The organism is Ensifer oleiphilus (genome assembly GCF_013371465.1).
Taxonomy (GTDB): domain Bacteria; phylum Pseudomonadota; class Alphaproteobacteria; order Rhizobiales; family Rhizobiaceae; genus Ensifer; species Ensifer oleiphilus.
Window position 1 is genome coordinate 1056521 of record NZ_JABWDU010000003.1, and the last position, 19655, is coordinate 1076175.

The window sequence follows — 19655 nt, forward strand, 5'->3', positions numbered from 1 at the left end:
GTTGCTGGAGGACGCCGATTGACAGGTCTCCGATCCTGGTAATAGCATTAAGTCAAATTTATTGACTTAATGGTGTGCCATCAGGACTTGAGGAGAGTTCGTCATGTCGGCAGACAAGGAGGTTCGGTTGCCATGCCTGGACATCCCCAGGCTGCTGGCCGGCATCCGGTGCGCGCCAGCCTCTTTCCAACGTCGCAGGGTTCTCAATGGATTATCTCGTCAATCTATCTCTACTTAGACCAAGGCCGGAACTCGACCAGCGGATGGATGCGGCCGGGGTGACGATCCGGCGCGCCTTGGCGCCGGAGTTCGAACTGGTGACCGCGTGGGTCAGGCAAAAATTCGGTGCGGGCTGGGCCGGCGAGACCGCCGTCGCGTTCGCGCGTCAGCCTCCGACCTGCTTTCTCGCCACGCGAAACGGAGATCTTGTCGGCTTTGCCTGCCACGAGTCGATCGCGCGTGGGTTCTTCGGCCCGACCGGCGTCGATGAAACGGCACGCGGGGAAGGCATTGGGCATGCGCTGCTCCTTGCCTCATTGCTCGATTTGAAGACGATGGGGTACGCCTATGCCATCATCGGCGATGTCGGGCCGTCGGAGTTCTACGAGAAGACCGTCGCTGCGATGCCGATCCCCAATTCCGCGCCGGGCATTTATGCCGGCATGCTCAAGATCGACGATTAGCCCTGCTGGAGATGATGATGACGATCGCTACCAAACCGCAATTTCGGCTGGAAACACTCTGGACGCCGGCAAAGACGGATACCCAAGCGGTTTACGCGCTGACATTGACGAACGCCTCCGATCGCCCGCTTAGGGATTTTCGGCTCTGCGTTTCCGGGCCTGCCCGCATCGACCCGGCTGCCGTCGTCGAAGGCGGGACATTGCTGAGCCGGCTTTCCAACCACTCCGAGTTCGCGCCGCCGGCCGACCTGGTGCTTCAGCCGGGAAGTACGTGGACCGTCAAGGCACATGGCATGAGCTTCGCGCCGCAGCACTGGACCGATGGCGCCAATTCCGCCTATCTCGTGCTTGCCGATGGCAGCACGGCGCCGATCTCCGTCGTGCCGTCGCGCGCGCACGGCGACAATGCCGAGCTGAAGCGCGGCGCGGTCATCTATCCCGTGCCGAAGGTCGCACCGGTCGCCGTTTCCATCGTGCCCTGGCCGCAGGAAGTATCCGTCTCCGGTCGCCTGACGCCGCCGCTTGGGCTCGATCTAACGCCGGAGGGGCCGGAGGCCGAGGCCGCAGCGCAGGTGTTCTCGGACCTCACGGCCAGCCTGTTTCCGGTCGAAGGAATTGTGCGCCCGGTCGCGGAAGGCGGCCTTCCGGCAACGCTCGCGCTCGCAGGTGACCTTGCGCAGGAAGGCTACGTCATCCGCTTTTCGCCAGCCGGCGTCGCGATAACCGGCGGCACGCGCGCCGGCCTTCTCTACGGCCTGATCACGCTCGGCCAGATCCTGCGCGGCGCACGCCTCCACCCTGCAACGTTCCTGTTTCCGGCCGGCGGCGATATCCGGGACGAGCCGGCGCTCGGCTGGCGCGGCACCCATCTCGACGTTGCCCGCCAATTCTACAGCACCTCAGAGGTCTCGCGGTTCCTGCGGCTGATGGCCTGGAACAAGCTCAACCGCTTCCACTGGCACCTCTCCGACGACGAGGCCTGGCGGATCGAGATCGATGCCTATCCGGCATTGACCGAAATCGGTGCGTGGCGCGGCCATGGTCGCAAGATCCCGCCGCTGCTCGGCTCCGGCCCTGATGTCACCGGTGGCTACTACACCAAGGCCGCCGTCCGCGAGATCGTCGCACTTGCCGCGACCCTGGGTATCGAGGTGATGCCGGAGATCGACGTCCCCGGCCATTCCTTCGCGATGCTGCAGGCCATTCCCGAGCTGCGCGATCCCGAGGAGGCCGGCAGCTATTATTCCGTGCAGGGTTTTCCGGACAATTGCCTGAACCCGGTGCGTGAGGAAACCTATCGCGTGCTCGAAGTCGTCTTCGACGAACTGATCGAGCTCTTCCCGTCGAAGATCATCCATGTCGGTGCCGACGAGGTGCCGCTCGGCGCCTGGTCGGGTTCGCCGCAGGCGCTTGAACGTCTGCGGACCGTCGCCGGCGACGAGATGGCGGCGGCACACGCCAAACGGCTGAACGTCGTCACCAACACCCATGGCGCCGACGAGATCGACGGATCGGGGGCGGCCGTGCTGCAGGCGGAGTTTCTCGCCCGCGTGCAGGGGTTCCTGGCAAGCCGTGGCTGCGTCACTGGCGGCTGGCAGGAGGCCGCTCATGGCAACGTGATCGACAAGGAAAAGTCGCTGCTCTTTGGTTGGCGGACTGTCGAGGCCAATGCCGAGCTTGCCGGTGAAGGCTACGACATCGTCGTCTGCCCCGGGCAGGTCTACTATCTCGACATGGCCAACAGCCCGGCCTGGTCGGAGCCCGGTGGTAGCTGGGCCGGCTGGTCGGACCCGGAAAAACTCTATTTGTTCGATCCGATAGAGGGCTGGACGGAAGCGCAGAAGAAACATCTGCGCGGACTGCAATGCTGCATCTGGTCCGAGCCAATGACTGATCGCGGCGTGTTCGACCGTCTGGTGTTTCCGCGGCTGTCGGCGCTGGCCGAAACCGGCTGGACCCGTCCGGAGCGCAAGAATTTCAAACGCTTCGAGGCACTGGTCGGGCTGATGCCGGTTCTCTACGGCTTCTACTCCGAGCATTAACTCGCGCAGTCGAACGGGGCATCAAGGCAATGCGATGCCTCGTCCCCCTTGCATTTTTGAGGGGGCAGACGCCGCGAATCAACGTTTGCGGCGCGGCCGTCACCCGTGACATAAGGGCGCCGCAACGTTTCGGGCCCCCAAATTATGATTCGTATCGAGAATATCAGCAAGCAGCTCAGCCACCGGATCCTCTTCATCGAGGCATCCGCCGCCCTCAACAAGGGCGAGAAGGTCGGTCTCGTCGGCCCCAACGGCGCGGGCAAGACGTCTCTCTTCCGGATGATCACGGGCGAAGAGGTGCCGGACGAAGGCCAGGTCGCCGTCGATAAGGGCGTAACGATCGGTTACTTCAACCAGGATGTCGGCGAGATGTCGGGCGGCAGCGCCGTGGCCGAGGTGATGAACGGTGCCGGGCCGGTCAGCACCGTTGCCGCCGAACTGCACGAACTTGAAGCGGCCATGGTCGATCCGGATCGTTTGGACGAGATGGACGCGATCATCGAGCGCTACGGCGAGGTGCAGGCACGCTACGAAGAACTCGACGGTTATGCGCTCGAAGGCCGCGCGCGCGAAGTCCTGGCGGGCCTCAGCTTCTCCCAGGAGATGATGGACGGCGACGTGGGCGCGCTTTCGGGCGGCTGGAAGATGCGCGTCGCGCTCGCCCGCATCCTTTTGATGCGCCCTGACGTGATGCTGCTCGACGAACCGAGCAACCATCTGGATCTCGAAAGCCTGATCTGGCTCGAGGCCTTCCTCAAGGGCTACGAAGGTGCGCTGCTGATGACCTCGCACGACCGCGAGTTCATGAACCGGATCATCACCAAGGTGGTCGAGATCGACGGTGGTCAGCTCAACAGCTATTCCGGCGACTATGCCTTCTACGAGCAGCAGCGGGCGCAGAACGAAAAGCACCAGCTGGCGCAGTTCGAACGCCAGCAGGCGATGCTCGCCAAGGAAATCAAGTTCATCGAGCGCTTCAAGGCGCGCGCCTCACACGCAGCCCAGGTGCAGAGCCGGGTAAAGAAGCTCGACAAGATCGATCGGGTCGAGCCGCCCAAGCGCCGGCAAGCCGTGTCGTTCGAATTCCGCCCGGCGCCGCGCTCGGGTGAAGACGTCATCAACATCAAGAACGTGCACAAGAAGTACGGCGAGCGCAGCATCTATGAAGGCCTCGACTTCATGGTGCGCCGCCGCGAGCGCTGGTGCATCATGGGCATCAACGGCGCCGGCAAGTCCACGCTGTTGAAGCTGGTGACGGGTTCGACGGATCCGGACGAGGGCAGCGTCGCGCTCGGTGCCAGCGTGAAGATGGGCTACTTCGCCCAGCACGCCATGGACCTGCTCGATGGCGAGCGCACGGTGTTCCAGTCGCTGGAAGACGCCTTCCCGCAGGCAGGCCAAGGGCCGCTCCGCGCGCTTGCGGGCTGCTTCGGCTTTTCCGGCGACGACGTCGAGAAGCGCTGCCGGGTGCTTTCGGGCGGCGAGAAGGCACGGCTGGTCATGGCGATGATGCTGTTCGACCCGCCGAACCTGCTGGTGCTCGACGAGCCCACCAACCACCTTGACCTCGACACCAAGGAAATGCTGATCAAGGCGCTGGAACAGTATGAGGGCACGATGCTGTTCGTCTCGCACGACCGCCATTTCCTGGCGGCGCTGTCCAATCGCGTGCTGGAGCTGACGCCCGACGGCGTGCACCAGTATGGCGGCGGCTATACTGAATATGTGGCCCGCACCGGCCAGGAAGCGCCGGGCCTGCGCAGCTGATTTCGATCCGTCGCGGTCTTGCCGCGACAGTAATCCTAGACGACAGGGGCCGAAGCGCGTTGTGTGCTTCGGCCCTTTCTTTGTTGATGACCTTATCTCGAAACCGTTGCGACGGTTCGGATGGCCGGCGTCAGGCGCGCTCTTCCCAGACTTTTGCCAGCTCGACCAGTGTCTTGACGGCCCGTTCCATGTCCTGCCGGCTCACCCATTCCAGCGGCGAGTGGAAGGCATGGCCGCCAGCAAAGATGTTGGGGCAGGGCAGACCCATGAACGACAGGCGCGAGCCGTCGGTGCCGCCGCGAATGCTGCCGCGCACCGGCGTCATGCCGGCGCGACGCACTGCCTCGAGCGCATTGTCGGTAATCTCCGGGTTGCGGGAGAGGATCGACTTCATGTTGCGATACTGCTGCTTGACCTCGAAGGTGTAGGACGAGCCCGGATAGGCGGTGATCACTTGCTTCACGATGCCTTCGATCAGTGCCTCCTTGGTCGCAAGGCCCTCGTCCTCGAAATCGCGCACGATCAGGCTGAGACTGGCCTTTTCCATCGTTCCGGTGACGCCGGTCGGGTGAATGAACCCTTCGCGGCCCTCGGTGCTCTCAGGGGCGATGTCCTTCGGCAGGCGGTCGATGATGGCACCGGCGATCTTGATGGCGTTTTCCATCTTGCCCTTGGCAAAGCCCGGATGGATGGCAACGCCCGATATGGTGATCTCGACGCCGTCGGCGGAGAAGGTCTCATCCTCAATATGGCCGGCGGTCTCACCGTCGATGGTGTAGCCGAACTGGGCGCCGAGCTTCTTCAGGTCGACCTTGTCGGCGCCGCGGCCGACTTCCTCGTCGGGCGTGAAGAGGATGCGGATGGTGCCGTGCTTGATATCCGGATTGGCCATCAGGACCTGGGCGGCTGCCATGATCTCGGCAACGCCGGCCTTGTCGTCCGCACCCAGAAGCGTCGTGCCGTCTGTTGTGATGATGTCGTTGCCGATCTGGTCGAGCAGAACCGGGTGCTCGCTGACGCGAATGACCTGCTGCGGATCGCCAGTGAGCCTGATGTCACCGCCCTGGTAATTCCTGATGATCTGCGGCTTGACGTTGGTGCCGGTGAAATCGGGGGCGGTGTCCATGTGCGAGCAGAAGCAGATGACCGGAACCGGCTTGTCGACGTTCGACGGAATGGTGGCGTAGACATAGCCGTATTCGTCGAGATGCGCGTCCGATACGCCCATTGCCAGCAGCTCTTCGACCAGCAATCGGCCGAGGGTCTTCTGCTTCTCGGTGGTGGGCGTGGTCTTCGACTTGGCATCCGATTGGGTGTCGATAACGACGTAGCGAAGGAAGCGATCGATAACAGTGTCGGTCATGGGCAATGTGTCCAATATGTCTGCGTCAACGATAGTCTCGCTATAGCGCATCGCGGATGCCGCCGTGAATGGACTTTTCGCCGCGCCGACTGGTTTTGTCGACGCGGCGAAGAAGGACTTGCGAAGTGACGCCTGCCTTACGAGGATTCTGCCGTTGAACAGGAGAGCGCCGTTTCCGCCTTCGGGCGGAGACCGAAGACGAGCAGGCTTGCGGCCGCCGACAGCCAGACGCCGACCATGCCGTAGAGCATGACCCAGCCGAATCCCTCACTGAGGGCCGCATGGATGACGTTCTGCGACACGCCGTAGTCGGAGTTCAGCGTGCCGCCTGCGGAAATCTTTTCCGCGAGGCTGCGCAGTTCGGTCGCGGTCATCTGCCCGACAAATGAGCTTCGCAGCGAGGACAGTACGCCTTCGACCAATATCAGGCCCATAAGGGCGATGTTGATCGCTAGCGAAATCATCCGCGCACTGGTGTCTATGCCCGAGGCCATGCCGACCCGCTCGGCGGCAACAGCGCCGGTCGCGGCGTTGGTGACGGTGGTGTTTGTCAGGCCGAGACCGATGCCCGCGACCATGCATCCCGGCAGCATCGTCATCCAGCTGGCGTCGGCATGGCCGCTGCCGATCTTCATCATCAGGAAACCGAGACCGATCGTGAAGAGGCCGGCGGGGATGACGATCCCCGGACGGAAGCGCAGCATCAGGCGCTCGGCAAAGGGCGGAACGACCAGCGGGGGAAGCGTGTAGGCGAGAAGTGCCACGCTCGCGGTGACGCCGTCATAGCCGAGACCGGCCTGAAACCAGATCGGCAGATAAATCATGAACGGCCAGAAGCTGATGTTCATGCCCATCGAACCGAACAGCGCACCGGAGAAGCTGCGGACGCGGAACACCGAAAAATCGAACATGGGCCGGGCGCTCATCTTTTCGGCGATGACGAAGCCGATCAGGCTGAGGATGGCTAGGCCAAGGATCGACAGTGCGGTCGGGCTAGCAAAACCGAGTTCAGGGCCTTGCGTGATGAAATAGGCAAGGCAGAAGACCGTGGCCGACAACGTGACGATGCCGGCGACGTCGAGGCGCTCGGCACCAGGGTCACGAGATTCCTGCACGCCTGCGAGCGCGAGCGCCACCGCCACGACCGCGAGCACGGCGTGAACGAGAAACACCCATTCCCAGCTCAGAAGTGCAACCGTTGCGCCGCCCACGATCGGGCCAAAGCCGAGGCCGATACCAAAGATGATGCCCCACCAGCTGAAGGCGATGCCGCGCTCACGGCCGGACGGGAACTGGTGCGAAAGAACGGCGATCTGGCAGATCAGCATCACGCCGCCGGCCATGCCCTGGAGAAAGCGGGCAACGATCAGCACCGAGGCGTCATCGGTCAGCCCGCAGATCAGCGAGGCGATGCCGAAGGCGACGATGCCGGCGACGAAGATGCGCTTGCGGCCGTAGCGATCGGCCAGCGTTCCCGCAGCCATCAGCACGGCCGTGACTGCGATGGTGTAGGCGTTCATGATCCATTGCAGCTGTTTGAAATCCGCGCCGAGGACCTGCTCCAGCGTTGGCAGGATCGCCGGGATACTCGATATCTCCAGGCCGAACATCGCGGTGGAGAGGCAGACGGCTGCCAGTGCCAGCCCGCTGCGGCGGTTGGTGGGTTCGTTCATTCTCATGATCTTTCAGTGCTGCGGCGGGCCTTGTGGAGAACCGGGCAGATCCTTCCACATGCTCCGCCCGAATTGATATCGCTTGCGGACCGGGGCACCATAATTGGACCTTGATCACAACTGAATTGTATGGATAGCTATTTCAGAGATAACAAAATAGGATGGTTGCAATGACGACACTGGATGTGGATGCGGTACAGGCCTTTGTCGCGATTGCCGATTTCCAGAGCTTTACCCGGGCGGCGGAGTTCCTCGGCAGCACACAAGGCGCGATCAGCGTCAAGCTGAAACGGCTTGAAGACCGGCTCGGCGTCAGGCTGCTTGAACGCACCCCAAGGCAGGTTCGTCTTTCGGCACAGGGTGCCGTCTTCATCGAAGGCGCGCGCGAGTTCCTTGCGGCCCACGAGCGGGCGCTGGCCGGGCTGTCGTCCACGCGTCGCCGCTTCGGCCTCGGCATCGCCGCGCATGTCGCCGGGCCGGAAGTGCCGACATTGCTGGCGCGCCTCTACGCCCATGACCCGGGGCTGTGCATCGAGGTCAGGCTCGAAACATCGCGAAACCTGCTTGGCGCTTTCGACCGCGGGGAACTGGATGCCGTCATCATCCGCCGCGACGAGGATCGGCGTGACGGCGAGACGCTCGGGCCGGAACATTTCGGCTGGTTCGCGTCCCCCGGGTTCAAGCGCGCGCCGGGCGAGCCGCTGCGGTTGGCAGCGCTGGCGCCGCTTTGCGGTGTGCGCGATATCGCAACGCGTGCGCTCGATGGGGCTGGCGTTCCCTGGGTGGAGGTGTTCGTCGGCGTGTCGACCGCGGTCAACGCCGCCGTCTCGGCGGGGCTCGCCGTGGGGCCCTTCTCCTGTCGGCTTGCGCCCTCCGACACGGTCGAAGTCAGCAAACAGTTTGGCCTGCCGCCACTTCCGTCCTCGGAGATCGTTCTGCATTCGACGTTGACCGATGCGCGTTCCCGTAAGGCTCTGCAAACTCTTGCCGCCGCCTTCCGCGAGCGGCACGCAGTCGCAAATGAACCCGAGATATCGGCGCAAAAAACCTGGCCGAAGATCGAACTTGCGGCGTCCTGAGTGCTGCGGGCGCGTCTGATTTTTTTGGGGGGTCGCGCCCGCCGCCTTTAGTCGTCGGAGCGTCCCTGCCTTTGCGAACGGCTTCGGGGACGCCTTGGGCTGAAAATCACCGCGTGGTGGCGAAACGCCTTTGTTCAAGACCGATCCTGCGCGCCGGTGCGGCCGGCGCCTTGACCCAGCCCTGGCCGGTCGGTGGCTTTCTGTCGGGTTTGCTGGCGCTCGGCCCCTTCAGCCAGCGGATGATGGCCTCGAAGCCGTGTTTGGCGAGGCGTTTGGTGATCCGCAGGCTGTCTTCATCCAGATCGCAGGCGAGGCCGATTTCCTTCCAGTCGAGCTTGTTGCCGGTCTGGGGCGGCATTGCGCGCCGGGTCACGAAATCAAGCATGTAATGGCGGAGGTTGTCGTAGTCGTGCTTGGGCAGGGCGCGGGCGAGCCGCAGCTCGCAAAACGATGCAATCTTTTGATGAAAATTGTGAACCGGGGCTGTCAATGGGGGCATGTCACTTGCAACTCATACGTGGTTAGCCGGCGAGGCGCCGGGGTACGGGCAGCTAAGTGAATCGCGTTAATGAAGCGTTTCGTCCGTCAGCGATTGCATGGAGCCTATGCGGACCAATCGGCAGGGACCGCCAATTTCCATCCGTAACCGACGGCCCTAAGGCTCCGGTTTACGACCAGCGCAGCGCAGCGGTGATTACGGGGAAATCCCACAATTGCAGCTCCTCCGTGGTGAGGAGAGCGAGCGTGATCGACAGGCCCTGCATGTCGAGCGACGTGACATAGGTCCCGACGAGCGAGCGCTCGATTTCAATGCCCCGCTTCTCCATGAAACGGCGGGCGGCGTTGTAAGCCAGATAAAGCTCGGCAGGTGGAGTTCCGCCGAGGCCGTTGACGAAGAGCAGCGCCTTGGCGCCGGGCTTCATCGCGATGTCGCCGACAATTGTTTCGCAGAGTTGGTGGACGATTGCGTCCGACGCCGTGAAGGGTTGCCTGGAATGCCCCGGTTCGCCATGGATGCCGATCCCGACTTCCATTTCCCCGGCGCCGAGCGCGAAGGTGGTGCGTTGCGTGTGTGGAACCGTCACGCCGTTGAGTGCGACGCCCATCGATCGTATCCGGGTGCTCAATCCATCTCCGAGCCGCTTCAACGCCTGCAAGGGCATGCCCTGCTCGGCGGCCGCGCCAAGCAATTTTTCAATGACGAGCGTTCCGGCAACGCCGCGCCGCCCACGCCCTTCGCCGACCCGTGCCGTTTCGATGTCGTCGGCAACGATCACGGTTTCGATGTCGTGGCGGCCCGCCGCCATCTCGATCGCCATCTCGAAGTTCATGATGTCGCCGTCGTAATTCTTGACGATCAGCAGGCAGCCTTGGCCACTATCCGTCTCTTCAATGGCGCTGATGATCTGGCTCGGCGTCGGCGAGGTGAAGACATGGCCGACGCAGGCGGCGTCCAGCATGCCCTGGCCGACGAAGCCGATGTGCATCGGCTCGTGGCCGGCGCCGCCGCCGGAGATGACGGCGACCTTTCCGGGCTGCAACTGCCGCCGGCGAACGCATTTTCGGTCCGCTCCGAACACGACGAACGACTCATGGGCACGCACGAAGCCTTCGACGCTTTCGGCCGCCATGGTTTCCGCGGTGTTCATAAACTTCTTCATCAGGCCCCTCCCAAGGCGACGACTGGTTTACCGCTCAGCAGCGTAGCCTGCATATGGACCTCATTCCGACCCACCCGAGATCGCGGCGATCTTCTGCACGAGTTCGGAGATTGCTTCCTCCAGCAACCGGTTCCGCCGCTCGTCACCAAAATCGGGGACCATCAGGGACAGGTGACGCAGCTTTTCCGACGACCCGAGCTCCGGCAATTTTCCCGGATGCGCATTCTGATAGGCGGCAAGGAACCGCTCCTGCTCGGCAGCGCTGAAATGGCAGACGCGAAAGATCGTCGCGAGATGGCGAGCCGGCAGCGGCGTCGCGTAGGTCGGGCTGGTGATCTGCGTGACGAAGCTGCGGTGTTTTCCAAGCTCGGTCGCAAGCCGCTGGCGCGTCCCGGATGGCCGGTTGTCGATGATCTGCGCCAGGATGGATTTGTAGGCGATGATGGCGTCTTCGTTGTCTTCGCGCGCCATACTAGTCTCCGGCTGCCCTGGTCCCGTCGGCGTTCAATCCGACAAGCGCCGATCCTATCGCGGGACGTTGTGCCGGCGCCACGGAAAAATGTCTGAGCCCCGCCGCAAGCAGTGCGGGCAGGGCGGATGGATCGCCGGCCATATCCCCGCAAATACTGACGGGCTTGCCGGCGGCGAGTGTCATCGCCTGGGTAATAAGGCGCACGACGGCCGGAGCGGCCTTATCGCGATAGGCGCTGAGGTCGGACCCGTCGCGCGCGGAGGCAGCCAAGTATTGCGCAAGATCGTTTGTGCCAAACGAAAAGAACTCGGCGTTGTCGAATGTGTCGAGCATCAGGGCTGCGGCAGGTACTTCGACCATCATGCCGATCTGCGGAAGGCGATGGGCTATTTTGCGGCGAAGCAGCAGCCCGGTTTCCTCGGCAAAGATCCGCCGCATGTCGTCGATCTCGGAAGGAAAGGTCACCATCGGCAGCAGCACACGCAGGTTGCCGAAAGGGGCTGCACGCAAGAGGGCACGCACCTGAACGCGTGCGATTTCCGGCCGCGCGAGCAGCAGCCGGATACCACGCATACCCATGGCGCCTGAATCGTCTTCAAGGCCCGCAAGCGGCTTGTCCCCGCCTATGTCGAGCATGCGGATCGTCACGGGCTTGCCACCCGCCCATTCCAGCGCGCGCCGATAGATCTGGAACTGCTTGTCTTCGTTGGCAGTATCCGCAAGCGAGCGCACGGCGAATTCCGAGCGCAACAATCCGATACCCGCAGCCGTCGCCGCATCGATGCTGGCGATCTCCCAGGGGTCGTTGACATTGATCGACAACAGGATGGGGACGCCGTCGGATGTTTGCAGCTTGCCATGGTTAATGGCAGCCGCATCGGTGCGTGACTGCCCGCGAGCCGGCGCAGACGATATGCCCTCTGCTTGCGTATCGAGAAAGACCGTGCCGGCATCGCCGTCGATCCGCACCTGGCTGTCGGTGGCGACATCAAATCGCCCGCAACCGACCACCATCGGGATGAACTTCGCCCGGGCCAAAAGCGCGACGTGACCCGAAGCACTGCCGCCAAAAAGCACAATGCCGCCGCCCCTGGACCAGTCATGGCCGAGGAACCGGCTTGGCTCGATGTCCTTGCCGACGAAGATCGAGCCGGCTGGAAAGTCTTCGACCGGCGTGCCGGACAGGTTGCCTAGCACGCGGTTCTTGATATCGAGGATATCGACGGCGCGGGCGCGCACCTCTTCCTCATCGGCGTCCTCGAGTTCGGCAATATGGGCATCGATGGCGGCCACCCAGGCGAAGACAGTGTGCTCTCCGGCGCTGACGCGTTTTTCGGTCATTTCGGCAATCGTAGGATCGCGCAGTACCTCGATCTGGAAGTCGATGATATCCCTGCTTTCGCCGTCGACCCGATCGGCAAGATGCTGAAGCGCCGCGATCGCGGTCTCGACGGCATCCGCCAGGGTGCCCGGGCCGGACGCGCCTGGCGCAACAGGCATGGAGACCAATGCCGATCTTTCCGCGAGATAGACCTGGCCGGATGCGATACCGGGGGAGGCGCCCGTCGCCTGGAGCTTAAGCGGTTCGGCCATGCTTCTTATCTTCATCGAAGTTTCGCTCGATGAGTTCCTTGAGCGCGCGGATTGCTTCCTCGGCGAGAATCCCATCCGCCCGGATCCTGAGGATCGAGCCCTTCCTGATCCTCGCGCCCATGATCTTGATGATGCTTTTGCCGTTCAGCCAGATGTCGCTGCCGTTGACGGCGACTTCGATCGAGCAGGGAAATGACTTCGCAAGCCGGGTAAAGGTCACAGAGGGGCGCGCATGCAGCCCTACGCCATGCTTGACCTCGATTTCCGTCTGGCACTTGGCAGCCAATGGCTCGCCCTCTCCTATGGTTAGTCTCGATCCGCTCATCAGGGCGATAGCTCCTCGGCGGTCGCGACGACCTTCGAAAGCGAGGCGCCGCCCGAAGCTTCGGCCGCGGCCATGACCGCACCCTCGACAAGCGGCGCGTTGCAAATCGACACCCTGGCAGAACGGGGCGAGCCCAACATTTCGATGGCCATTTCGCTGTTGGTCTCGGCGCCGCCGAGATCGACGAAGACGGCAACGCCGGCCTCCGACCAGGCGCTTTCGATCGCCCGGAGAATGCCGGTCGCATCCGTGCCGAGTTCTCCGTGAACATTGCCGCCGGACCAGGCAAGCGGCACGCTATCGCCAACCATCTGCCTGACCATGTCGGCGATGCCCCGCGCCACGAGAGGCGAGTGGGAGACGATGACGATGCCCACGTTCACGGTCGTTGTGGTCATTCCGGACGGTTCTCCTCAAGGTATCGGCAAATGGCCATGGTCAGTAAGGCACAACTCGATGCGCCGGGATCGACATGCCCGATCGAGCGATCCCCGAGATAGGCGGCGCGGCCGCGCATTGCCTTCATCGGGGCGGTGTCGTTGGCGGACAGTTCGGCCCGGCGGGCTATATCCGACAGCCGGGAGCGGTGTGCAAGCGCATCCTGCACCGGATAGAGCACGTCGAGCAGGGTCTTGTCGCCGGCGGTTGCCCGGCCACGCCGCGCCACCGCATCGATGGCGCGCTTCAGGATGATCGGAAACGCGCCACCGGATTCCTCCGCCCGAAGTTCGCGGCCCATTTCCATCAGCAATGTGCCATAGAGCGGCCCGGCGGCGCCGCCGATGTTCATCACCAGGGTCAGGCCGATCTTCTCCACGGCATCGGGCAAAGGCAGGCTGGAGAGATTGGCTTCCTCGGCGCTGACCGCCTCGCAGCCGCGCTGCATGTTGGTGCCATGGTCTCCGTCGCCGATGGCGCGATCGAGCGCACAGAGATGTTCGCTGTTGGCCGCGATGGTCGCGCGGCAAACTTCGATCAATCCTGCAATCAGCAGCGGTTCCGTGTGCACCAGCGCCCTCCCAGCCGCTTCGTCGCCTTATGCCATGGCCGCCGCGACCTCGAACACGCCGGCCACCGCCACCGCGCCCGGATCCGGCACGCCTTCGAGATCCTTCTCGCCAATATAGGAGGCGCGTCCGGCCTTGGCCTTCTTCATGGTCCTGGTCGATTCCGCGCCGGCGGCCGCAGCTTCGGCCGCCGCCGCAACGCTGCCCGACGTCAGGGCCCTGAGTGCCGGTGCAAGCGCGTCGACCATGGTGCGATCGCCGACCTCGGCGCCACCATAGAACGTCATCCGGTCGAGCCCGGCAAGAAGTGCGTCGGCGATATCCGGCTTTTCCGTCATCGCCTTGGCGGCGGCGGTGAAGAAGATCGACAGAAGCACACCACTTGAGCCGCCCATACTGGTGCTGAGGATATCACCGATCGAGGCAAGCGTTGCTGCCGGCTGCTTCAGCGGCAGATCCGAAAGCCTGGCAAGCACGCTGCGCGCGCCGGTGGCCACTGTCGAGCCCGTGTCGCCGTCACCGACGCGGCCGTCGAGCCTGTTGAGTTCACCCTCGAGCGAAACCAGATGTTCGCAGAGCGCCGCGATCAGCCTGCCCGTGCGTTCGTCGTCGCTGGCCGCAACCGCGCCATTGGATCTGGCGGCGACCTTCGGTGCGGGAAGCACCAGGATGGCGTGGCGTTCGACAACAGGAGTCCAGGCATGCGGTCCGACCGCTGCCGCGAGCGCCGTCTCGCGGCTGTCGTCCAATGGAATGAGCGAGAGCGAGAAACCGTTCATGTTGAGCGCCGTCATCATCGGCGCCGGCCCGACGATCAGCTTGACGCTGGCGGTAAACGGGGACGACAGGACGGCATTGGCAATGACGCTCATTTCGAGCGGTGGTACGGCGCCGAGGTTGTTGATCAACAGCGCGTGTGGCCCGGTCTTGCGCTGAGCGGCCGAAAGCCGAGCAGTCATCGTGGCAACGATATCGGCGATCGGCTGGAGCGCGATGCGTTCGACGCCCGGCTCGCCGTGGATGCCGAGCCCAAGCTCGCCCTCAGCCTCGCCGAGGCGATCTTCGTGCGCCTGGCCGGGCACGCTGCAGGTGCTGAGCGACATGCCGAGCGAAATGATGTCGCCGGCGGCGCTTGCGGCGTGGGCTGCGACCGATGGCAGATCCTCGCCGGCCTCGGCATGAAAGCCGGCGATCTTGTGGACGAACAACGTGCCCGCGACGCCGCGCGGCTGGTTGATGTCCGGTATCGCGATATCGTCGGCGACGATGACCATTTCGACGTCGAAGCCTTCGGCCCGCGCCTTTTCCGCCGCAAGGCCGAAATTCAGCCGGTCGCCGGTGTAGTTCTTGACGATCAGCAAGGCGCCCTTCGGACCGGTGACGGCCCGGATCGCCGTCAGCACAGCATCGACGCTCGGCGAGGCGAAGATTTCGCCCGACACCGCCGCCGTAAGCATGCCCTTGCCGACGAAACCGGCATGCGACGGTTCGTGGCCGGCGCCGCCGCCGGAAATGATCGCCACCTTCGACTTGTCCCAGTCGGCACGCAGGATCACCTTGATCTCGGGGAAGGTATCCAGACGGGCAAGGCGCCCGGCGCCGCTGGTCAAAAGCAGACCGTCGACCGCTTCGGTGACGATGTTTTCCCGACGATTGAAGAAATGTTTCATGGAATGATACCCGTCTGTTTGTCGTTGCATGCCGTCTTTGTTTGACCTTTGCGGCTCAGGCGAGCCGTTGTCCACCCGCATCGAAGTAGAGCGGATCGCGAAGCGTCAGATTGATCCGGTCGCCCGGCCTGATCTCGATATAGGGATCGGCGAGGGTGACGAGCTTGTGATCGCGGACGCGGATGTGCAGGTGGTTCTGGTCGCCCAGATGCTCGATCCAGTCGACCTGCGCATTGGCATTCTGGCTGACGGCGATCTCGAGATGTTCGGTTCTTGCCCCGACCGTCTTCGTGCCCGCGGGCGGTCTGGCGCCTTCGAGCAGGTCGGCCGGCAACAGGTTGATGTGCGGCTGACCGAGCCGGGCCGCCACATGCAGGTTGGCGGGGTTGGAGTAGATCTCCCGCGGGGTGCCGACCTGCATCAGCTTTCCCTCCGCCAGAATGCCGATGCGGTCGGCCATGGTCATCGCCTCCACCTGGTCGTGGGTGACGTAGAGCAGCGTCGAGCCCAGTTCCTTCTGGATGCGTTTGAGCTCCAGCCGCAATTCCGAGCGCAGCTTGGCGTCGAGCGAGGAGAGGGGCTCGTCCATGAGATAGATCGACGGCCTGCGCACCAGAGCGCGACCGATCGCCACGCGCTGCATCTCGCCGCCGGAAAGCCGCGTCGAGCGGTTTTCCAGCTTGTGGTCGATCCGCACCATGCGGGCAATCTCGCGCACCCGCCGGTCGATCTCGTCGATGGACAGTTTGCGGACCGGTGCCTTAAGGGGGAAGGCCAGGTTTTCGTAAACCGTCATGTGTGGGTAAAGCGAATATTGCTGGAAGACGAACGCCACATCCCGTTCGGCCGGCGCCTGACCGGCGACATCCCGACCGCCGATCTCGATGCGGCCGGTATCCGGCTTTTCCAGGCCGGCGATGAGCCGAAGCGTCGTCGTCTTGCCGGCCCCTGTCGGGCCCAGGAGCACGACGAATTCCCCGTCACGGATCGCCAGATCGAGACTGCTTATGGCCTGGTTGTCGCCGAAGCGCTTGTTGAGACCTTTGAGAACAACGTCAGCCATGCTGGCCTCCCGAATAAAGCGACGAGGCGACCGCGCGCCCGGACTTGCAGTCGAAGAGCGCGAGGTTGGCGGGGGTGAACTCCAGCCCGACGGTTTCGCCGATATGGAAATTCCGGTTTGCCGGCACGCGCGCCTTGATCAACCCGCTGCCGGTTTCGATGGCCACGACCTGGTTGGTGCCGAGATACTCGCTGCCGTAGACGGCGCCGCGCAGCGGTGAGGCATCGCTGAAGCGGATATGCTCCGGCCGCACGCCGAGCGCGAGTTCACCGACTGCGACATCCTGGTGGATCTCCGGCACGATGACGTCGACCCCGTTGAGCGAAACTGCGGATGCACCCCTTCTCAGTCCGGATGTGAAGCGCAGGAAGTTCATCGGCGGCGAGCCGATGAAGTCGGCGACATACATGCTCGCGGGCTTGCGGTAGATTTCCTGCGGCGTTCCGAACTGCTCGATGACCCCATGGTTCATCACCGCGATCTTGTCGGCCATGGCCATGGCTTCATGCTGGTCGTGGGTGACATAGACGGTCGTCGCGTGCACGCGATTGTGCAGCTCTCTCAGTTCGTGAACCATCACCTCGCGAAACTCCGCATCGAGCGTGCCGAGAGGTTCGTCCATCAGGAAGCATTTCGGCCGCCGGACGATCGCCCGGCCGAGAGCGACGCGCTGACGGTCGCCGCCGGCAAGGCCGGAAACGGAGCGGTCGAGGATATGGCCGATCTGCAGCAGCCGAGCGGTCTCTTCGACGCGCTCTCGGATTTCCGCTCTTGGCATGCCTTGAGATAAGAGCGGGAAACCGATGTTCTTGCGCACGTTCATATGCGGGTAGAGCGCAAAGAGCTGGAAGACGAAGGCAATGTCGCGGGCGCTGGCCCGGTTGAAAGTGACGTCCTCGCCGTCGAGGTAGATCTTGCCGCTCGTCGGCAGCTCAAGCCCGGCGATCATGCGCAGCGTCGTCGTCTTGCCGCATCCGGAGGGTCCGAGAAGCGCCAGGAACTCGCCGTCGTTGACGACGAAGCTCGAATCCTTGACCGCGACGAAATCGGCGAATTCCTTGCGCAGGTTTTCAATTCTGATCTCGGCCATCGGTCACTCCGGAAATTTCGAAACGATGATGAACATCACCGTACCTGCGAGCAGCGTCACGAGCGAATAGGTGTAGAGCACCAGGGCAAACGGCTGGAACAGCATCAGGAAGCCGGTGGCGATCAGCACGGTTGCGATGGTTTCCATCGGGCCGCGCCGGAAGAAGAACGGCCGCCTTGGAGAGGTGTTGGTGGGTGTCCGGTTCAGGTCTGTCATTTGCGCACCGCTCCAAAGGTGATGCCGCGCAGCAATTGCTTGCGAAGGAGAATGGTGAAAACCAGGATCGGGACCAAGAAGATGGTCGTGCCCGCCGCAACGGCCGGCCAGTCCTGGCCGCCTTCACCGATGATCGTCGGGATGAACGGCGGTGCGGTCTGCGCCTGGCCTGAGGTCAGGAGGGCCGCGAAGGCATATTCGTTCCACGCAAAGATCAGGCAGAATATGGCGGTTGCGGCGATACCGGTGGTCGCCTGCGGCAGAACCACCTTTCGAAACGCCTGCAGCCGGGTATAGCCGTCGATCATCGCCGCTTCCTCGTATTCCCGCGGGATTTCGTCGATGAAGCCTTTCAGCAGCCATACGGCGAGCGAGACGTTGACGGCGGTGTAGAGCAGGATCATGCCCAGTGCAGTGTCGGACAGGCCAAGCTCGCGGTACATCAGGTAGATCGGGATCGCGACGGCGATCGGCGGCATCATGCGCGTCGACAGGATGAAGAACAGCAGGTCGTCGGCAAGCGGCACCTTGAAGCGTGAAAAGCCGTAGGCCGCCAGCGTTCCGAGGAAAACGGCAAGGAAGGTTGAGCCGAACGCGATCACCAGCGAATTGACGAAGCGCGGCAGGAAGTTCGACGGACCGGCGATGACCATGTTGCGCTTGCGCGTGACCTCGTCGCAGGTGCTGGTCGGTTCCGGCAGGGCGACGATGTAATCGGGCGTCTGCCGTGTCCGGGTGGTGAACAGGTTGCAATAGCCCTCCAGAGTCGGCGTAAAGACGATCTTGGGCGGATAGCTGATCGAATCCGGTGGCGACTTGATGCTGGTCAGGAAGATCCAGACGAGCGGGATCAGCGTGATCAGGGCGTAGACGATGACGATCGTGCCGGCCACGCGTTTGCTGGTGTGGCTCGGCGCGACGACCGAATGGGCGGTGTTGGCGGAGCTCATCGTTGTTTCACCTTGTTGAGGGCTTTGACGTAGATGTTGGCAAGGCCGAACACCGCAACGAAAAGAATGATCGCGAAGGCGGAGGCCCGGCCGGTCGCCCAGCTCTCGAAGGCCGTACGCTTGAGCGTGATCGAGGCCACCTCGGTGACGGATCCAGGCCCGCCGCCGGTCAACAGCGTCACCATGTCGAACATCTTGAAGTTCTCGATGCCGCGGAACAGAACGGCGAGCATGATGAAGGGAAGGGCCATCGGCACGGTGATCGACCAGAACTGTCGCCAGCCGGAGGCGCGATCGACTTCGGCGGCCTCGTAGATGTAATCGGGGATCGAGCGCAGCCCGGCGAGGCAGATCAACATCACGTAGGGCGTCCACATCCAGGTATCGACGATGATGATCGCCCAGGGCGCCAGCGTGACGTCGCCGAGCATCCGGATTTCCGAGGTCGGAATGCCGGTGACCATCGAGGCGGCATAGGCGAACAGCCCGATCTGCGGCTCGTAGAGGAAGCGCCAGAAATTGCCGACGACGGCCGGCGACAGCATCATTGGGATCAGGATGACCGTCGTCCAGAAGGCGTGGCCGCGAAACTTGCGGTCGATGAGATAGGCGAGCGCAAAGCCGATGACGGTCTGCAGCACGATCGTCCAGAAGACGAAATGGGCCGTCGTCTGCATCGCCTGCCAGATATCGGGGTCGGTCAGGACGCGTTCGTAGTTCCTGAGGCCGACGCCTTCGACGACTGCGTTCGGGCGATTGGCGCGATAGTTGGTGAAGGACAGATAGATTGCCCAGAGCAGCGGAAAAATGTTGATCGCCAGCAGCAGGGTGATGGCGGGGGCGATGAAAGCCCAGGCGATCGCCCTGTCGGAGAGGCCGCGCACCCGCCGGGCGATCGGCGCCGGCGTTGCCATCGCGGCCGTCTCGGCGATGGAGGAATGGGAAAGGGTCAAGGTATCACCTGGTCTTTTGGGTCGGGATGTCGCGGCGGCCCGGCCGCA

The 19655-nt window shown here is 63.3% G+C and carries 19 protein-coding genes; 4 read left to right on the top strand and 15 right to left on the bottom strand.

The window, feature by feature from the left end:
- Positions 1-206: 206 nt before the first annotated feature.
- The 3 genes from HT585_RS17410 to abc-f all read left to right on the top strand — a co-directional run bounded on the left by HT585_RS17410 (position 207) and on the right by abc-f (position 4492).
- Positions 207-683 (top strand): GNAT family N-acetyltransferase, encoded by a 477-nt coding sequence (locus HT585_RS17410; protein ID WP_176354093.1) that lies wholly within the window; start codon positions 207-209, stop codon positions 681-683.
- 11 nt (positions 684-694) lie between these two features.
- Complete coding sequence (locus HT585_RS17415) at positions 695-2725, top strand: beta-N-acetylhexosaminidase (protein WP_425513753.1); 2031 nt, start codon at positions 695-697, stop codon at positions 2723-2725.
- A gap of 144 nt (positions 2726-2869) precedes the next feature.
- Positions 2870-4492, top strand: coding sequence for a ribosomal protection-like ABC-F family protein (gene abc-f / locus HT585_RS17420; protein ID WP_176354095.1), 1623 nt, complete (start codon positions 2870-2872; stop codon positions 4490-4492).
- Between the two features lie 130 nt (positions 4493-4622).
- Here abc-f and pepT read toward each other — a convergent pair whose 3' ends face one another.
- Together pepT and HT585_RS17430 are read right to left on the bottom strand one after the other, a co-directional pair.
- Positions 4623-5855 (bottom strand): peptidase T, encoded by a 1233-nt coding sequence (pepT, locus tag HT585_RS17425; RefSeq protein WP_176354096.1) that lies wholly within the window; start codon positions 5853-5855, stop codon positions 4623-4625.
- Positions 5856-5992: 137 nt separating this feature from the next.
- Entirely contained in the window at positions 5993-7534 is a 1542-nt protein-coding gene (locus HT585_RS17430) for an MFS transporter (RefSeq protein ID WP_425513754.1), read from the bottom strand.
- Positions 7535-7698: 164 nt separating this feature from the next.
- Here HT585_RS17430 and HT585_RS17435 point away from each other — a divergent pair, with 164 nt between their 5' ends.
- Positions 7699-8607 (top strand): LysR family transcriptional regulator, encoded by a 909-nt coding sequence (locus HT585_RS17435; protein WP_176354098.1) that lies wholly within the window; start codon positions 7699-7701, stop codon positions 8605-8607.
- 106 nt (positions 8608-8713) lie between these two features.
- On the opposite strand, the gene HT585_RS17440 is transcribed toward HT585_RS17435, so the two are convergent.
- The 13 genes from HT585_RS17440 to HT585_RS17500 form a co-directional block, all read right to left on the bottom strand.
- A complete protein-coding gene (locus tag HT585_RS17440; protein ID WP_176354099.1) occupies positions 8714-9106 on the bottom strand; it encodes a hypothetical protein in 393 nt (130 codons plus the stop codon).
- A 169-nt stretch (positions 9107-9275) separates the two neighbouring features.
- A complete protein-coding gene (locus HT585_RS17445) occupies positions 9276-10268 on the bottom strand; it encodes a dihydroxyacetone kinase subunit DhaK (RefSeq protein WP_176354100.1) in 993 nt (330 codons plus the stop codon).
- A gap of 60 nt (positions 10269-10328) precedes the next feature.
- On the bottom strand, positions 10329-10739 hold the full coding sequence (locus HT585_RS17450) for a hypothetical protein (protein WP_176354101.1): 411 nt from the start codon (positions 10737-10739) through the stop codon (positions 10329-10331).
- Between the two features lies 1 nt (position 10740).
- Complete coding sequence (locus HT585_RS17455) at positions 10741-12333, bottom strand: putative PEP-binding protein (protein WP_176354102.1); 1593 nt, start codon at positions 12331-12333, stop codon at positions 10741-10743.
- Positions 12317-12658 (bottom strand): HPr family phosphocarrier protein, encoded by a 342-nt coding sequence (locus HT585_RS17460; protein ID WP_176354103.1) that lies wholly within the window; start codon positions 12656-12658, stop codon positions 12317-12319. The genes HT585_RS17455 and HT585_RS17460 overlap by 17 nt, the downstream gene beginning before the upstream one ends.
- Positions 12658-13056 (bottom strand): dihydroxyacetone kinase phosphoryl donor subunit DhaM, encoded by a 399-nt coding sequence (gene dhaM / locus HT585_RS17465; protein ID WP_176354104.1) that lies wholly within the window; start codon positions 13054-13056, stop codon positions 12658-12660. Before dhaM ends, HT585_RS17460 begins: the two co-directional genes overlap by 1 nt.
- Complete coding sequence (gene dhaL, locus HT585_RS17470; RefSeq protein ID WP_176354105.1) at positions 13053-13667, bottom strand: dihydroxyacetone kinase subunit DhaL; 615 nt, start codon at positions 13665-13667, stop codon at positions 13053-13055. The genes dhaM and dhaL overlap by 4 nt, the downstream gene beginning before the upstream one ends.
- Positions 13668-13694: 27 nt before the next feature.
- Positions 13695-15335 (bottom strand): dihydroxyacetone kinase subunit DhaK, encoded by a 1641-nt coding sequence (locus tag HT585_RS17475; RefSeq protein ID WP_176354106.1) that lies wholly within the window; start codon positions 15333-15335, stop codon positions 13695-13697.
- A gap of 55 nt (positions 15336-15390) precedes the next feature.
- On the bottom strand, positions 15391-16398 hold the full coding sequence (locus HT585_RS17480) for an ABC transporter ATP-binding protein (RefSeq protein WP_176354107.1): 1008 nt from the start codon (positions 16396-16398) through the stop codon (positions 15391-15393).
- Positions 16391-17488, bottom strand: coding sequence for an ABC transporter ATP-binding protein (locus HT585_RS17485; protein WP_176354108.1), 1098 nt, complete (start codon positions 17486-17488; stop codon positions 16391-16393). Before HT585_RS17485 ends, HT585_RS17480 begins: the two co-directional genes overlap by 8 nt.
- 3 nt (positions 17489-17491) lie before the next feature.
- Positions 17492-17704 carry a hypothetical protein gene (locus tag HT585_RS17490; protein ID WP_176354109.1) on the bottom strand — a complete coding sequence of 71 codons (213 nt, stop codon included), beginning with the start codon at positions 17702-17704 and terminating at the stop codon, positions 17492-17494.
- Positions 17701-18654 carry a carbohydrate ABC transporter permease gene (locus tag HT585_RS17495; protein ID WP_176354110.1) on the bottom strand — a complete coding sequence of 318 codons (954 nt, stop codon included), beginning with the start codon at positions 18652-18654 and terminating at the stop codon, positions 17701-17703. Before HT585_RS17495 ends, HT585_RS17490 begins: the two co-directional genes overlap by 4 nt.
- A complete protein-coding gene (locus HT585_RS17500; protein ID WP_176354111.1) occupies positions 18651-19607 on the bottom strand; it encodes a carbohydrate ABC transporter permease in 957 nt (318 codons plus the stop codon). Before HT585_RS17500 ends, HT585_RS17495 begins: the two co-directional genes overlap by 4 nt.
- Between the last annotated feature and the right edge of the window lie 48 nt (positions 19608-19655).

Excerpts from the sequence above, each read along its gene's own strand:
- dhaM (WP_176354104.1), bottom strand. The coding sequence starts at position 13,056 with ATGACCACAACGACCGTGAACGTGGGCATCGTCATCGTCTCCCACTCG.
- HT585_RS17490 (WP_176354109.1), bottom strand. The coding sequence starts at position 17,704 with ATGACAGACCTGAACCGGACACCCACCAACACCTCTCCAAGGCGGCCG.
- HT585_RS17485 (WP_176354108.1), bottom strand. The coding sequence starts at position 17,488 with ATGGCCGAGATCAGAATTGAAAACCTGCGCAAGGAATTCGCCGATTTC.
- HT585_RS17415 (WP_425513753.1), top strand. The coding sequence starts at position 695 with ATGATGATGACGATCGCTACCAAACCGCAATTTCGGCTGGAAACACTC.
- abc-f (WP_176354095.1), top strand. The coding sequence starts at position 2,870 with ATGATTCGTATCGAGAATATCAGCAAGCAGCTCAGCCACCGGATCCTC.
- HT585_RS17480 (WP_176354107.1), bottom strand. The coding sequence starts at position 16,398 with ATGGCTGACGTTGTTCTCAAAGGTCTCAACAAGCGCTTCGGCGACAAC.
- HT585_RS17495 (WP_176354110.1), bottom strand. The coding sequence starts at position 18,654 with ATGAGCTCCGCCAACACCGCCCATTCGGTCGTCGCGCCGAGCCACACC.
- HT585_RS17440 (WP_176354099.1), bottom strand. The coding sequence starts at position 9,106 with ATGCCCCCATTGACAGCCCCGGTTCACAATTTTCATCAAAAGATTGCA.
- HT585_RS17435 (WP_176354098.1), top strand. The coding sequence starts at position 7,699 with ATGACGACACTGGATGTGGATGCGGTACAGGCCTTTGTCGCGATTGCC.
- HT585_RS17450 (WP_176354101.1), bottom strand. The coding sequence starts at position 10,739 with ATGGCGCGCGAAGACAACGAAGACGCCATCATCGCCTACAAATCCATC.
- pepT (WP_176354096.1), bottom strand. The coding sequence starts at position 5,855 with ATGACCGACACTGTTATCGATCGCTTCCTTCGCTACGTCGTTATCGAC.
- HT585_RS17455 (WP_176354102.1), bottom strand. The coding sequence starts at position 12,333 with ATGGCCGAACCGCTTAAGCTCCAGGCGACGGGCGCCTCCCCCGGTATC.
- HT585_RS17475 (WP_176354106.1), bottom strand. The coding sequence starts at position 15,335 with ATGAAACATTTCTTCAATCGTCGGGAAAACATCGTCACCGAAGCGGTC.
- HT585_RS17460 (WP_176354103.1), bottom strand. The coding sequence starts at position 12,658 with ATGAGCGGATCGAGACTAACCATAGGAGAGGGCGAGCCATTGGCTGCC.
- HT585_RS17430 (WP_425513754.1), bottom strand. The coding sequence starts at position 7,534 with ATGAGAATGAACGAACCCACCAACCGCCGCAGCGGGCTGGCACTGGCA.
- HT585_RS17410 (WP_176354093.1), top strand. The coding sequence starts at position 207 with ATGGATTATCTCGTCAATCTATCTCTACTTAGACCAAGGCCGGAACTC.
- HT585_RS17445 (WP_176354100.1), bottom strand. The coding sequence starts at position 10,268 with ATGAAGAAGTTTATGAACACCGCGGAAACCATGGCGGCCGAAAGCGTC.